The organism is Thiomonas sp., assembly GCF_034007205.1.
Classification (GTDB): Bacteria; Pseudomonadota; Gammaproteobacteria; order Burkholderiales; family Burkholderiaceae_C; genus Thiomonas.
This window is the reverse complement of the sequence record NZ_JAVERI010000023.1, coordinates 17134-30325: the sequence shown is the minus strand read 5'-3', so window position 1 is coordinate 30325 and position 13192 is coordinate 17134. Positions and strand designations below refer to the sequence as shown.

The following is a 13192-nucleotide window of genomic DNA, read 5'->3' as shown; positions in this document are numbered from 1 at the left end:
GCGTGCGACAGCCAGCCGCGAATCTGCCCATAGCTGATGCCCTTGCTCTGCGCAAACGCCTCGGCCTTCAGGCCGCTGGCCTTGAGTTCATCGACAAGCGCCAGGATCTCGCGTATCCGCTCCTCACCGAGTTGGTCTGATCGCATCGAACCTCCGAAAAAACCCAAGCTTCGCTCAGCCACGCTTCATTGAAAAGATGGGTTGGCTGGACGCTTACGATCCTGCAGAGCGGAAGTCGGCTCATCCTTGCCGCAAACACCTTGCGGTCCGGTGCAACCGATACCGTGGTCGTTGCGGGTGGTCTGGTCGCATTGATAACAAAACATGTGGCGCTCCTGGCGGGTTGATGACAGGGCTGCACTCTAGGAGTCTGTCGGACTTGAGGATCGCGGGCTGCAAAAGAGCGGTGCGGCGCCCTGCGGCAGCGTCTTTTTGCCCCATAGCTTCGGCTATGGGGCTGCAAACCCGCCGCCACATGGCATCCACACCGCCCTTTTTCGCTTTCCGCGCCCCAAGCCCGACAGACTCCTAGGGAGGCGGGTTTTCCCGCGTCCTTGACTGCGGTCAAGCGCCAAAAAAGCTTGGCCTCGGTTTGATCTGACCCCCGGTCCAGCGGCGGTTCAGCGATCACTGCGCCAGGCGCGCAAGGCTCGGGGATCGGGTATGTCCACATGCAGTCGGCCAATATCGGCCAGCCCGTCGCGGCGCAGGCGGGCGAACACCCGCGAAAGCGTCTCCGGCTTGATGCCCAGACGCGCAGCCAGCGCGGCCTTGGTGCACGGCAGTTCCACCCGGGCCGGGCCGTCCCGGTGCGGGCATTGATCGAGCAGATACTCAGCCACTCGTGCATCGGCCGACTCCACGCTGAGGCGGCGAATTTCGTTGATCATGAAATTGAGCCGAACGCTGAGATTGCCCATCATCAGCCAGGTGAGCTCGGGCTGCTCGCGCAGAATCTGCAGGAAGGGGGCGAAGGGGATTTCGATCAGTTCGCAGCGGCCCTCGCAGGTGGCGGTGACGGGGTATTTTTTGCCCAGAAAACCCACGGCCAGCGCGAACAACTGATCGGGCTGGATGATCTCGACAATTTTTTCCTGCCCGGCGGCACTGCCCGAACTCAGCAGCACGCGCCCGGCGAGCACGAGGTAAAACGCGCTGCCCTCGCCGCCCTCGGTGAACAGCACGCTGCCCGTGCGCAAGCTGAGCAACTGGCAGTGCGTCTGCAGCCGCGCCAGCGCCTCGGCCGGCCAGGATTTGAAAATGGGGGTGTGCAGCAGGCGCTGGAACGGGAGCTTGTCAACTGACATGGTTGGCCTGGGCAATGACTTCGAGCAGTGCGGCGCCGTAGGTGTCGCGCTTTTTGTCGCCCACGCCGGAAATGCCGCGCAGCGCTTGCAGGCTGTCGGGCCGCGCCAGGGCGATGGCTTGCAGCGTGGCGTCGGGGAAGACCACATAGGCGGGTACGCCGTGTTCCTTGGCGGCGGCAGTGCGCCAGGTGCGCAACCGCGCGAACAGTTCGGCGTCGGCGCTCGACATCGCCTGCAGGGTCAGTCGCGTGCCGGTCGATGCGGTGCTGCCGCTGGCGCTGCGGCGTCGGCGTTGCTCGCCGGGCTCGCGGTGCTTGAGGTGGATGCGCTGCTGGCCCTTGAGCACGGCACGGCTGGCGTCGGTGAGATGCAGCACATTGAAATGCGCGGCGTCGACTTCGACCAGCCGCTGCGCCACGAGCTGGCGCAGCAACAGGCGCCAGTCGGTTTCGCTCAGGTCGGCGCCGATGCCGAAGGTGGAGAGCGCATGGTGGCCGTGGCGCTCGGTCTTTTCGGTGCGCTTGCCGCGCAGCACGTCGATGATGTGGCTCGCCGCAAAGCTGATGCCGCTGGCCTGGCGGCAGCGGTAGACGGTGGACAGCAGCTTCTGCGCGGACTCGGTGGCGTCGATGAGCTGCGGCGGCTTCAGGCAGTTGTCGCAGTTGCCGCAGGGCGCGCTGGCTTCGCCGAAGTAGCCCAGCAGCCGCACGCGGCGGCAGTCGGCGGCTTCGGCCAGCGCCAGCATGGCGTCGAGCTTGGCGGTGGACAGACGCTTGTAGGCGTCGTCGGCGTCGGACAGGTCGATGAGGCGCCGCTGCTGCACCACGTCCTGCAGACCGTAGGCCATCCAGGCGGAGGCGGGCAGGCCGTCGCGCCCGGCGCGGCCGGTCTCCTGGAAATAGCCCTCGATGGACCTGGGCATGTCGAGGTGGGCGACGAAGCGCACGTCGGGCTTGTCGATGCCCATACCGAAGGCGATGGTCGCCACCATGACAATGCCGTCCTCATCGAGAAAGCGCCGCAGGTGCGCCGCGCGCATGGCTGCGGGCAGGCCGGCGTGATAGGGCAGGGCGCGCAGGCCGTGGCCCGAGAGCATCTCGGCCACTTCTTCCACGGTGTTGCGCGACAGGGCGTAGACCACGCCGCAATCAAAAGGGTGCTCGCTGCGGATGAACTGCAGCAACTGCGCGCGGCCGTCGCGTTTTTCCACCACGCGGTAGCGAATGTTGGGGCGGTCGAAACTGGAGACGAATTCGGCGCCGTTCGACAGCAGGCGCTGCACGATTTCGTGGCGCGTGGGCTCGTCGGCGGTGGCCGTCAGCGCCACGCGCGGCACCTCGGGCCAGCGCTCGCGCAGCACCGAGAGCTGGCCGTACTCCGGGCGGAAATCGTGACCCCATTGCGACACGCAATGCGCCTCGTCGATGGCGAACAGGGCGATGCGCAGATCGTCGAGCAGGGCCAGGCCGGATTGGCTGAGCAGCCGTTCCGGGGCCATGTAGAGCAGGTCGAGCTCGCCCGCGCGCGCCGCGCGCAGCACGGCTCGGGCCTCGGCGGCATCCAGCGTGGAGTTGAGAAACGCGGCGCGCAGGCCCAGCTCGCGCAGCGCGGCCACCTGGTCCTGCATCAGCGCGATCAGCGGCGAGACGACGATGCCCACGCCGTCGCGCAGCAGCGCCGGAATCTGGAAACACAGCGACTTGCCGCCGCCGGTGGGCATGAGCACCAGGGCGTCGCCGCCCGCGACCACATGATCGATGGCTTGGGCTTGCAAACTACGGAAAGCGGGGTAGCCCCAGACATGCTGCAGCGCATCCAGGGCGGAAGGAAACTTCTTGGGCATGGGCACTATTGTCGCTGCGCCGCCATGCCAGCTCACTTGCGCATCAGCGTGGACTTGCCGAACAGGCTCTCGATCAGATCGACGGCCACTTCGGCCGTGCGGTTGCGCACGTCGAATGCGGGGTTGAGCTCCACCACGTCGAGCGAGGCCAGCAGCCCGGTGTCGGCGATCATCTCCATGCAGAGCTGGGCCTCGCGGTAGGTGGGGCCGCCCGCAACCGTGGTGCCCACGCCGGGGGCAATGTCGGGGTCGAGGAAGTCGACATCGAAGCTCACGTGCAGGTGGGTGTCGCCATCCACGCCGTCGAGCGCGCGGCGCATGGCATCTCGCATGCCGTATTCGTCGATATAGCGCATGTCGAACACATCCAGCCCGGCCTGATGCACCAGCCGCTTTTCTTCAGGATCGACGCTGCGAATGCCGATCTGCCGGATGCACGAGGGCTGGAGTTGCGGCGCCGGGCCGCCCAGGGCGGTGAGTTCCAGCGGGCCGTTGCCGCACAGGCAGGCCACGGGCATGCCGTGGATGTTGCCGGTGGGCGTGACGGTATGGGTGTTGAAGTCGGCGTGGGCGTCGAGCCACAGCACGCGCAGCTTGCGGCCCTGCGCGCGGCAATGCTGCGCCACGGCGCTGAGCGAGCCGATGGCCAGGCTGTGGTCGCCGCCCAGCAGGATGGGCAGGGCGTCGGCCCGCAGGGCGTCGCCCACGGCCTGATGCACTGCGGTGTTCCAGGCGATGACTTCGGGCAGATGGCGGTAGCCTTGAACCGGCGGCTGCCAGGGGTTGTGCGGGCCGACGAGGTTGCCGGTGTCGATCACCGTCAGCCCCTGGGCGCGCAGCGCGCGGTCGATGCCGGCCACGCGCAGCGCTTCGGGCCCCATCGAGGCGCCGCGGTCGCCCGCACCGATGTCGGTGGGTGCGCCGATGAGTTGGACCACCGGCGACGGATTCATGGCGTCAAAACCTCGGAGTCCTGGGCAAGGTCGGCGTTGTCCATCCCGAACGCCTGCGACAACACCTCCCAGGCCTGCTCGGCGGTTTCGACGAAATGGAACAGGTGCACGTCTTCCGGCGAGATCATGCCGGTTTCCACCAGATAGTCGAAGTTGATCAGCTTGCGCCAGAAACTCTCGCCGAACAGCACGATGGGGCGCTGCCGTACCTTGCGCGCCTGCGTCAGCGTCAGTACCTCGAACAACTCGTCGAGCGTGCCGAAGCCGCCAGGAAAGCACACCAGCGCGACCGAGCGCATGAGAAAGTGCATCTTGCGCAGCGCGAAGTAGTGGAACTGAAAGCACAGCTCGGGCGTGATGTAGGGGTTGGGGCGTTGCTCGTGCTGCAGCACGATGTTCAGGCCGATGCTCTTGCCCTGCGCCTCGAATGCGCCGCGGTTGCCCGCCTCCATGATGCCGGGGCCACCTCCGGTGACGACCACCAGCGGCTCGTCGGCGTCGCAGGTGGCGCGGGTGACGAGGGCGGCGAAACGCCGCGCTTCCTCGTAGTAGCGCGACATTTCGACCTGCATGCGCGCGCGCGTCACGGCCAGGGCGTTGCCCTTGGCGATGGCCTCGGCCAGGCGTTGCTGTGCCAGATCGAGCGGCAGGATGCGGGCGCTGCCGAAGATCACGACGGTCGATTCGATGCCGTGCTCGTTCTGGATCAGCTCGGGCTTGAGCAGTTCGAGCTGCATGCGCACCGCACGCATGTCTTCACGCAGGATGAATTCGGTGTCGGTGAAGGCCAGCTTGTAGCTGCTGCCCGGCTGATCGTAGGGCGAGGGCTCGACGGCGACGATGGCGGCATCTTCGCCCGCGCTCGGAAAGTTGCGATCGGTGAGGAGGTTGCGCTTGTGGCGTAGCAGGCGTTGTTTGTTCATGCGGCAAGCATAGCGAATCGGCTTGAAGGCGGAAATCAGATGTTTCTCAGCGGCGCAGGCGTTACGTTTTCAAACGGCATTGCGCCGCAAATGCGCTTAAAACCCAAAACATCAAAAATTTGAGAGGAGTCCAACATGGCAAGCGTTCACATCGATGTACCTCCGCCGGCTGCCACGCCGGGGCACAGCATCCGCAAGGCCGCAGGCATCTGGAGCCTGCTGTTTGCCAGCCTGACGGCCATCATCGGCTCGGGCTGGCTGTTCGCCCCGCTGACGGCGGCCACGCAGGCCGGGCCGGCCAGCATTCTGTCCTGGGCCATCGGCGGCGCGGCCATCCTGGTGCTGGCCTTCGTCAATGCCGAACTCACCAGCGCGTTTCCCGGCATGGGCGCGGTCATCACCTTTCCCAAGCTCAGCCACGGCCATCTGGCCGCGGCGGTGGTGAGCTGGGTGGTGTTTCTCGGCTATGTCACCGTCGCCCCGGCGGAGGTGCTGGCGGTAGTGACCTATGCCAACAACTACCTGCCGGGCATGGTCGATGCCAAGACCTCGCTGCTCACCGACACGGGCATGGCCGTGAGCATCGCGCTGCTGGGCGTGTTCATTCTCATCAACGCCTGGGGGGTGCGTGCGCTGTTGCGGCTGGGCAATACCCTGATGATCTGGAAGCTCGTCATTCCCATCCTGACCATCGCGGCGCTGATGATCGCGTCCTTTCATGTGGGCAATTTCACCTCGCAGGGGTTTGCGCCGTTCGGCGCCCAGGGCACGATCGCGGCCATCGCCACCTCGGGCATCGTGTTCAGCTATCTGGGTTTTCGCCAGGCCATCGAACTGTCGGGCGAGGCGACCAACCCGCAGCGGGACGTGCCCATTGCCATCATCGGCTCGGTGCTCATCGCCGGCGTCATTTTCGTCATGCTGGAAGTGGCGCTGATCGGTGCGGTCAATCCGTCCGACATCGCGCAGGGCTGGGCCAAGCTGCACTTCACTGGCGTGTCGGGCCCGTTCGCCGGTCTGGCGGTGATTCTGGGCATGAGCTGGCTGGCCATCCTGCTGTATATCGATGCGGTCGTGTCGCCTGCGGGCACCGGCCTGGTGTATGGCGGCACGACCGCCCGCGTGGTTTACGCCACCGGCCGCGACGGCCTGTCCACGCCCTGGTTCGCCAAGCTCAACAGGAACGGCGCGCCGTCTGCCGGGCTTTGGATCACCTGGATCGTGGGGATTTTGTTCTTCCTGCCGTTTCCGTCGTGGCAGAAGATCGTGACCTTCATCTCCTCGGCCACCGTGCTGGGCTACGGCATCGGTCCGGTGGCGTTGATGACCCTGCGCCGCAGCCTGCCGCTGGGCAGCTATCCGCGCCCCTTCACCCTCAAAGGCGCGAACCTGTGGGCGCCGCTGGCCTTCATCGTGGCCAACTTCATCATCTACTGGTCGGGCGCGGGTACCGACAACTTCCTGTTCGGCGGTCTGGCGCTGATCTTCGTGCTGTTCGTGCTTTACCAGGCGGCCACGCATGGCGGCAAACTGGGTCATCTGCAGTGGAAGGGGGCTTGGTGGCTGGCGCCGTATTTCTTCGCCATGTGGCTGGTGACTTACCTCGGGCCGAAGGATCTGATCGGCGGCACGGGACTGCTGACGTTCTACCAGGGCATGGTCGCGGTGGTCATCATCAGCATCGCCATCATGGCGCTGGCCGTGGCCAGCGGCCTGCCCGAGCCGGAAGAAGCGCGCGAGATGATTGCGATGACCGGCAGGACGCGAGGCTGAGGGGTCGCGGCGCCGGCGCGTCGACGCCGCAGGGCACAGGCGCCGGAACAGTCGATTTCGGGAAGGGTTTCGGTCGAACGGCCACGCTGAAACAGGAAGAAACCGGGGTTCACGTGAACTTTTCCCGGTTTACCCACGGTAACAGCGCAGGCCTGTGCGAACCGATAGGCTCACTCCTGATGCCCGCAATGATGCCGGGCGAGCAGGAGGAACGACAATGCAGTACCGACAGTTGGGCGCTGGCGGGCCGGATGTCTCCGCCCTTGGCCTGGGATGCATGGGAATGTCCGAGTTTTACGGTCAGGGTGACGATGCCGAGTCCATCGCCACCATTCGGCGCGCACTCGATCTCGGGGTGAATTTTCTCGACACCGCCGATATGTACGGCGTCGGTCGTAACGAAATGTTGGTCGGCCGCGCCATCGCCGGGCGCCGCGACGAGGTGTTTCTGGCGACCAAGTTCGGCAATATGCGCGGGCCGGACGGCGAGTTTCTCGGCGTCAACGGTCGGCCGGACTATGTGCGCCAGAGCTGCGAGGCCAGCCTGAAGCGGCTGGGGGTGGAGACCATCGATCTGTATTATCAGCACCGCGTCGATCCAGACGTGCCGATCGAGGACACGGTGGGGGCGATGGCCGATCTGGTGCGCGCGGGCAAGGTGCGCCATCTGGGCCTGTCCGAAGCCGCACCCGCCACGCTGCGCCGTGCGCATGCGGTGCACCCGATCGCCGCGCTGCAATCGGAGTATTCGCTCTGGTCGCGCGACCCCGAAGGCGAGGTGCTCGACACGGTGCGTGAACTGGGCGTGGCCTTCGTCGCCTACAGCCCGCTGGGGCGGGGCTTTCTCACCGCGCAGATCAAATCGCTCGACGATCTGCCCGAAGACGACTGGCGCCGCCGCTCGCCGCGTTTCCAGCCCGAGACGTTTTCGCGCAATCTGCGCCTGGCCGAAACCGTGCGGCAGATGGCCGAGGCGAAGAACTGCACCCCGGCGCAGTTCGCCCTTGCCTGGCTGCTGGCGCAGGGCGACGATGTCATCGCCATTCCGGGCACCAAGCGAAGGCGGTACCTGGAGGAAAACGTGGGTGCGCTGCGGGTGCGCCTGAGCACGGCGGACCTGATTCGCATCCATCAGGCGGTGCCGCCGGGGGCGGCCAGCGGCGACCGCTATCCGCAGGCCGGGATGCAGGCGGTCAATCGCTGAGGCGGCGGTTCACGCGGCATTGCGGTTCTTCGGCGCGGCAACCTGCCGAAGGCGCAAGGACGCAGGGTGGGCAAGTCGGTAACATGGCTTGACATTTCAAAGGTATCCGCTCCCATGCCCGCATCGCTGCTTTCCGATACCGAGATTCTGCAAGCCCTCACGGCAGCGCATCGCCCCCTGCCGTCGCCCAGCGCGGTGGCGCTCGAACTCATGCGCGCGCTGGAGCGGCGCGACCTGGGACTGCGCGACATTGCCAACATCGCGCGCAGGGATCCGGCGCTGGTGGGGCGCATGATTCAGCTCGCCAACTCGGCCATTTTCGCGGGCATGCGCCCCGCGGTGGCGGTCGAGGAGGCGATGCTGCGCATCGGCACCGGCGGGCTGGCGCGGCTGGCCATCGCGCTGTCGCTGATGCAGGCGAGCAAGTCGGCAAACCTTGAAGGTTTCGATCTGCGCCGGTTCTGGATGACGTCGATCCAGCGCGGCCTGGTGTTCCAGCACCTGTCGCAGCGCGTGGGCCGGATGTACAGCGCCGAGGCGTTTTGCCTGGGCCTGCTCGCCGATGTGGGGCAGCTCGCGATGGCCGTGAGTCTGGGGGCGCAGGCGGTTTCGACCGATGCGCAAACCTCGACCCAGGCGCTGCGGGAACGGCAGTTGCAGGATTATGGCTACGACCAGGATGATGCCAGCGCGGTGTTGCTGGCGCACTGGGGGTTTCCGCCCGTTCTGGCGCAGGCCGTGCGCACCCGGCGGCCGCAGGCGGTATCCGCAGGCAGCCGCGAAGCGCAGTTGCGCGAGTGCGTGGCGCTCAGCCGCAGCCTGCAGCTTCGCTCCGATGGCGTCGCCCCGGATGCCGCGCAGATGCGCAGCCTGGCCGAGAGTCTGCAGCTCAGCGAAACCGATCTGCAGGGCGCGCTCGCCAGCGCCGCTCAGGACATGGCGAGCATGGCCGCGGTGTTCGAGATGAGGCTGCAACAGCAGGAGGTCGACGCCGAGTTCGACCGCTTGCGCCGCGCCCTGGCGACGCCGCCGCTGCTCGATGAACCCGTGGCCGACGAGGTGCTGGTCGTGTCGCACGACGCGGCGCTGCGCGCCGGATTGCGACAGGCGCTCGAAGCCGCGGGGCATGCCGTGGTCGAAGCCGCCACTGCGGCGCAGGCGAACGAGATCGTGCAGATGCAGGGGCCGCGGGTGGCCGTGCTCGACTGGGGCGACGGCGGCGCCGTGGCCGCGCTGTGCCGCAGCCTGCGCGCCGAGCATGGGCCGCGCATCTATTTGCTGGCCTTGTCGCGCGATATGGAGCAGTACGCGGTGCTGAATGCTCTCGACGCCGGCGCCAACGACGTGCTCTTTGCCCCGGTTTTGCCGCAAATGCTGGCGGCCAAGGTGCAGACCGGGGCACGTTCCACGCGCGTGCTGGCCGCCGCCGAGGCCGAGCGCGGTCACGGCCTGCGCACCCTGCGCACGCTGGAACAGCGCAACGCCGAGTTGCTGCAGGCCGCAGGCACGGACGAACTCACCGGCCTGGGCAACCGCCGCGCGCTCGACGCCTTTTTGCCGCCTCTTTTCGCGCAGGCCGTGGCCGAGGGCCAGCCACTGGCCTGTCTGATGTTCGACCTCGATGAGTTCAAGCGCATCAACGACCGGCTGGGCCACGACGTGGGCGATCAGGCCTTGCGTGCCGTGGGGCGCGTACTGCGCCAGCAGTCGCGCGGCATGGACTTCGCCGCCCGCGTGGGCGGAGAGGAGTTTTTGATGCTCTGCCCGCAGACGGGCGAAGAGGCTGCCGCGCGTGTGGCCGAGCGCATCCGTGACGCCATCGCCATGCCGCAGGCCGATCTGCCCCCGTTGTCGGTCAGCGTGGGGGTGGCGCTGGGCCCGCACGGATATGCCGACGTCGCGTCGCTGATCCGGGCTGCCGACCAGGCGCTGCTGCAGGCCAAGCGATTGGGGCGAAACCGGGTCTGTTTCGCGCCGACGCCGTCAGCCGCTGCGGCCGATTGAGTCGGGCTTGGAATTCAGCAGATCAGCAGGTGCGCGTCTTCGTGCCGGATGCGCAGGCCGAGGGTGTCGCCGCTGCGCAACGCCAGCTCGCGCCACTGCGCGGGAAGGGCGTAGGCCTGGGCTTCCAGGCCGCAGGGCAGCGCACAGCGCAGCCGCCACAACGGACCTTCGCATCGGGCTTCGATCAGGGTGGCCGCCAGGCTGAGGCGGTCGTCGTCAGGCGGATTCAGGGTCGAAGCCGGGCAGGGCTGCAGCGCCTCGGCGCGCAGTGCCAGGGTGACTTGGGCGCTAGGCTGCAACTCAGGGACGGCAGGCAGCGCGCCGCGCCAGTCCAGCACGGCTTGCTCTTCGAAACCGAGCGTGAGCACATCCTGCCCGCCGATCCGGGTACGCGCCAGCACCCGAAGCGGCCACAGATTGTCCACCCCCGCCAGACGCGCCGTGGGCAGATCGGCAGGGCGTTCGAAGATCTGTTGGGGTGTACCGGCCTGCAGCAGATGCCCGCCATCGAGCACGCCCACCAGATCGCCCAGCAGACGTGCGTCCAGCGGGTCGTGCGTGACCAGCACGGAGGTGACGGCGCGCTCGCGCAGCAGCGCCGCCAAGGTGCGTCGCAGCCCCGGACGGGCCTCGGGGTCGATGGCGGAAAAGGGTTCATCGAGCAGCAGCAATTCGGGCGCGCCGACCAGCGCCCGCGCCAGCGCCACGCGCTGCCGCTGGCCGCCGCTGAGTTGATGCGGGTACTGGTTCAGCCAGGGCCGCAGATCGAGTACGTCGAGCAGGGCGTCGAGATCGTCCCGTGCGCCGCGACCGAATTGCAGATTGCGCGCGATCGTCCAGTGCGGAAACAGCGCATCGCGCTGGAACATATAGCCGATGCGCCGCTTCTCGGGCGGCAGGGGCGTGAGGTCGCGCGCGCCGAGTTGAATCTGCCCGGCGCGCGTGGGAAGAAAGCCGGCGAGGGTGTCGAGCAGCGCGCTCTTGCCCGCGCCATTGTGTCCCAGCAGCACCAGCGTCTGGCCGGGCGGAAGCTGCAGATCGACCACGGCCGACTGCCAGGTGCCGATGCCCCATTGCAGCCCGTTCAAGCGCAGGGCGCTGGGGGCACCGTGGGCATGCCCGGTAAGTGTGGGCGCGGCGATGACGGCGCTTTGGGTCAATGCAGCCATGCTTTTTGCCGGTCCAGCGCGGATTGCGGCGCGCGTGCCGCAGCGAGCAGCCGCAACCCCCAGAACAGCGCCATGACCACCAGCAGAAACAGCACCGAAGCCGCCACCGATTGCCGCAGACCGGACTGCAGGAACAGGTCGTAGATGCGTATCGGCGCGGTCATCGGGTAATAGGCCAGCAGCACCACGGCGGCGAATTCGCCGATGGCGCGGGCGAAGCACAGCGTCAGCCCGGTGCCGATGCCCTGGCGCGCCAGCGGCAGGGTGACGCGGCGAAACACCTCCCAGGGTCCGGCGCCCTGAATGCGCGCGGCGCGTTCGATCTGCAGATCCACCGCCTCGAAACCGCCGCGGGCGGCGTTCACCGCATAGGGCAGGCCGACATAGCTCATCGCCAGCACGATGCCGGCGAACGTGCCCCAGAACTCCAGTCCGATGTGCGCCAACGGCGCGCCCAGCCAGCCATTGCGGCTGAACACCAGCAGCAGGGCGATGCCGGCAATGGTGTGCGGCATGGTCAGCGGCAGATCGACCAGCGCTTCCACCACACTCTTGCCGCGAAACTGCTGCCGCGCCAGCACATAGGCCAGCGGCACGGCGAACAGCGCGGCCAGCACCGTGCTGGCAAACGCAGCAGCCAGACTCAGGCCGATGGCGCTGCGCACGTCGGCCATGCCCGCCACCTGCCGCAGATCGTCCAGCGTGGGGTGCAGCAGCAGGGCGAGCAAGGGCAGGGCGATGAAGGCCAGCAGCGTGGCGCCGATCAGCCAGAACACCCAGAACATCGGGCTGCGGGTATCACGCTGCAACATGGCCAGCTTTCGTATGCTCAGCGCAAATGCGGAGTGGGCTCATGCCCCGCCCGCCGGGCCGTCCCAAGGGCGGGGCGCCCCTTGAGGGGGGAGCCAAGCGCAGCGCAGGCTCTCGGGGTGGGCTCATGCCCCGCCCGCCGGGCCGTCCCAAGGGCGGGGCGCCCCTTGAGGGGGGAGCCAAGCGCAGCGCAGGCTCTCGGGGTGGGCTCATTCCGGCCAAGCCACGGTCAGCTTGCGCAGTGCGGGGGGAACCTTGTCGCGGTGCATGGCATAGGGTTGCTTGAGCGGGATGAAGCCGTTGTCCGCAATGACCTTCTGGCCTTCGGGACCGAGCACGTAGGCGATGAATTCCTGCGCCAGCCTGGGGTGGGGGGCGTTGGTCGGAATGGTCAAGGCGTAAATGATGGGACGGCCCGTCAGTTCGCCATTCTTGGTTTTGGCGACGGCCTTGGCGTATTCGGCATCGAACTTCGGATCGCTGAGGTTGATCTGCGCGGGCAGGTCGAGCGACTTCATGTGATGCTGCACGGCGTCGGAGCGGTAGATGGCGAGATAGTCGATCTGCCCGAGTTCCAGCGCCGAGATCAGATCGGTCTCGGTATCGCGGATATTGCTGTCGGGGGAGTTGGCCAGCACCCGGGCTTCCAGATCGGGCTGCTTGTAGTAGCGGCTGGCCAGTTGCAGCATTTGCAGCGTCTGGTAGCCCGAGGGGTCGGTGTCGGGGTTGGAGCGGCCGATCTGCACGCCGGGCTCGGAGAGAATTTTCCACCAGTTGCCGGCGTCGATCTCTTTCGCGCCCTTGCTTTTGGGGGTGTAGATGAAGGTGATGGCGTTGCCCAGAAAGCCGATGGACCAGTCGGCCGTGGGTTTGCCGCCTTCATCGCCCTTGAACATGTATTTGGGGATCACCGAATAGTCGGCCACGGCCACCACATCGGCCGGTTGATGCAGCACCGTGACCAGCTTGACCATTTTGACGCTGCCGCCGAACTGCGGCTGCACAGTCACGCCGGGGTGCAGCTTCTCGAAGCCGTGTGCAAGGGTGGTGAAGGTCTTGCCGAGCGTGCCTGCGGCGTAGACCGTCAGGGTTTCGGCCTGGGCCGTGGTGCAGGCCGCGGCCAAGGCCACGGCGCCAAAGGCCAGGGAAAACGATTTGAAGCGGGGCATCGCAAGTCTCCTTTCGTTGTGCATTTCAAGCATAACG

10 protein-coding genes are annotated in these 13192 nt (G+C 67.0%); 3 read left to right on the top strand and 7 right to left on the bottom strand.

From position 1 onward, the window contains the following. Positions 1 to 620: 620 nt before the first annotated feature. The 4 genes from RBR52_RS14200 to RBR52_RS14185 are packed head-to-tail and all read right to left on the bottom strand — an operon-like array spanning position 621 to position 5026. Positions 621 to 1307: a Crp/Fnr family transcriptional regulator gene (locus RBR52_RS14200; protein ID WP_320377935.1), complete on the bottom strand. Its 687-nt coding sequence runs from the start codon at positions 1305 to 1307 to the stop codon at positions 621 to 623. After that, positions 1297 to 3150 carry a DNA helicase RecQ gene (gene recQ / locus RBR52_RS14195; protein ID WP_320377934.1) on the bottom strand — a complete coding sequence of 618 codons (1854 nt, stop codon included), beginning with the start codon at positions 3148 to 3150 and terminating at the stop codon, positions 1297 to 1299. Before recQ ends, RBR52_RS14200 begins: the two co-directional genes overlap by 11 nt. A 32-nt stretch (positions 3151 to 3182) precedes the next feature. Next, positions 3183 to 4103, bottom strand: a complete 921-nt coding sequence (rocF, locus tag RBR52_RS14190; RefSeq protein WP_320377933.1) for an arginase — start codon at positions 4101 to 4103, stop codon at positions 3183 to 3185. Then, a complete protein-coding gene (locus RBR52_RS14185) occupies positions 4100 to 5026 on the bottom strand; it encodes a TIGR00730 family Rossman fold protein (protein ID WP_320377932.1) in 927 nt (308 codons plus the stop codon). The genes rocF and RBR52_RS14185 overlap by 4 nt, the downstream gene beginning before the upstream one ends. Before the next feature lie 135 nt (positions 5027 to 5161). On the opposite strand from RBR52_RS14185, the gene RBR52_RS14180 reads away from it, so the two are divergent. The 3 genes from RBR52_RS14180 (at position 5162) to RBR52_RS14170 (ending at position 10007) form a co-directional block, all read left to right on the top strand. Further along, positions 5162 to 6799 carry an APC family permease gene (locus RBR52_RS14180; protein WP_320377931.1) on the top strand — a complete coding sequence of 546 codons (1638 nt, stop codon included), beginning with the start codon at positions 5162 to 5164 and terminating at the stop codon, positions 6797 to 6799. 217 nt (positions 6800 to 7016) lie between these two features. Further along, positions 7017 to 8003, top strand: a complete 987-nt coding sequence (locus RBR52_RS14175; RefSeq protein ID WP_320377930.1) for an aldo/keto reductase — start codon at positions 7017 to 7019, stop codon at positions 8001 to 8003. Positions 8004 to 8117: 114 nt separating this feature from the next. After that, positions 8118 to 10007, top strand: coding sequence for a diguanylate cyclase (locus RBR52_RS14170; RefSeq protein ID WP_320377929.1), 1890 nt, complete (start codon positions 8118 to 8120; stop codon positions 10005 to 10007). Positions 10008 to 10021: 14 nt separating this feature from the next. Here the strand turns inward: RBR52_RS14170 and RBR52_RS14165 are convergent, their stop codons facing one another. The 3 genes from RBR52_RS14165 to RBR52_RS14155 all read right to left on the bottom strand — a co-directional run bounded on the left by RBR52_RS14165 (position 10022) and on the right by RBR52_RS14155 (position 13155). After that, on the bottom strand, positions 10022 to 11176 hold the full coding sequence (locus tag RBR52_RS14165) for an ABC transporter ATP-binding protein (protein WP_320377928.1): 1155 nt from the start codon (positions 11174 to 11176) through the stop codon (positions 10022 to 10024). Next, positions 11164 to 11988: an ABC transporter permease gene (locus RBR52_RS14160; protein ID WP_320377927.1), complete on the bottom strand. Its 825-nt coding sequence runs from the start codon at positions 11986 to 11988 to the stop codon at positions 11164 to 11166. The genes RBR52_RS14165 and RBR52_RS14160 overlap by 13 nt, the downstream gene beginning before the upstream one ends. Before the next feature lie 207 nt (positions 11989 to 12195). Next, on the bottom strand, positions 12196 to 13155 hold the full coding sequence (locus tag RBR52_RS14155; RefSeq protein WP_320377926.1) for an extracellular solute-binding protein: 960 nt from the start codon (positions 13153 to 13155) through the stop codon (positions 12196 to 12198). Positions 13156 to 13192 lie beyond the last annotated feature (37 nt).

Coding starts and splice junctions, on each gene's coding strand:
- RBR52_RS14200 (WP_320377935.1), bottom strand. CDS start 1,307: ATGTCAGTTGACAAGCTCCCGTTCCAGCGCCTGCTGCACACCCCCATT.
- recQ (WP_320377934.1), bottom strand. CDS start 3,150: ATGCCCAAGAAGTTTCCTTCCGCCCTGGATGCGCTGCAGCATGTCTGG.
- rocF (WP_320377933.1), bottom strand. CDS start 4,103: ATGAATCCGTCGCCGGTGGTCCAACTCATCGGCGCACCCACCGACATC.
- RBR52_RS14185 (WP_320377932.1), bottom strand. CDS start 5,026: ATGAACAAACAACGCCTGCTACGCCACAAGCGCAACCTCCTCACCGAT.
- RBR52_RS14180 (WP_320377931.1), top strand. CDS start 5,162: ATGGCAAGCGTTCACATCGATGTACCTCCGCCGGCTGCCACGCCGGGG.
- RBR52_RS14175 (WP_320377930.1), top strand. CDS start 7,017: ATGCAGTACCGACAGTTGGGCGCTGGCGGGCCGGATGTCTCCGCCCTT.
- RBR52_RS14170 (WP_320377929.1), top strand. CDS start 8,118: ATGCCCGCATCGCTGCTTTCCGATACCGAGATTCTGCAAGCCCTCACG.
- RBR52_RS14165 (WP_320377928.1), bottom strand. CDS start 11,176: ATGGCTGCATTGACCCAAAGCGCCGTCATCGCCGCGCCCACACTTACC.
- RBR52_RS14160 (WP_320377927.1), bottom strand. CDS start 11,988: ATGTTGCAGCGTGATACCCGCAGCCCGATGTTCTGGGTGTTCTGGCTG.
- RBR52_RS14155 (WP_320377926.1), bottom strand. CDS start 13,155: ATGCCCCGCTTCAAATCGTTTTCCCTGGCCTTTGGCGCCGTGGCCTTG.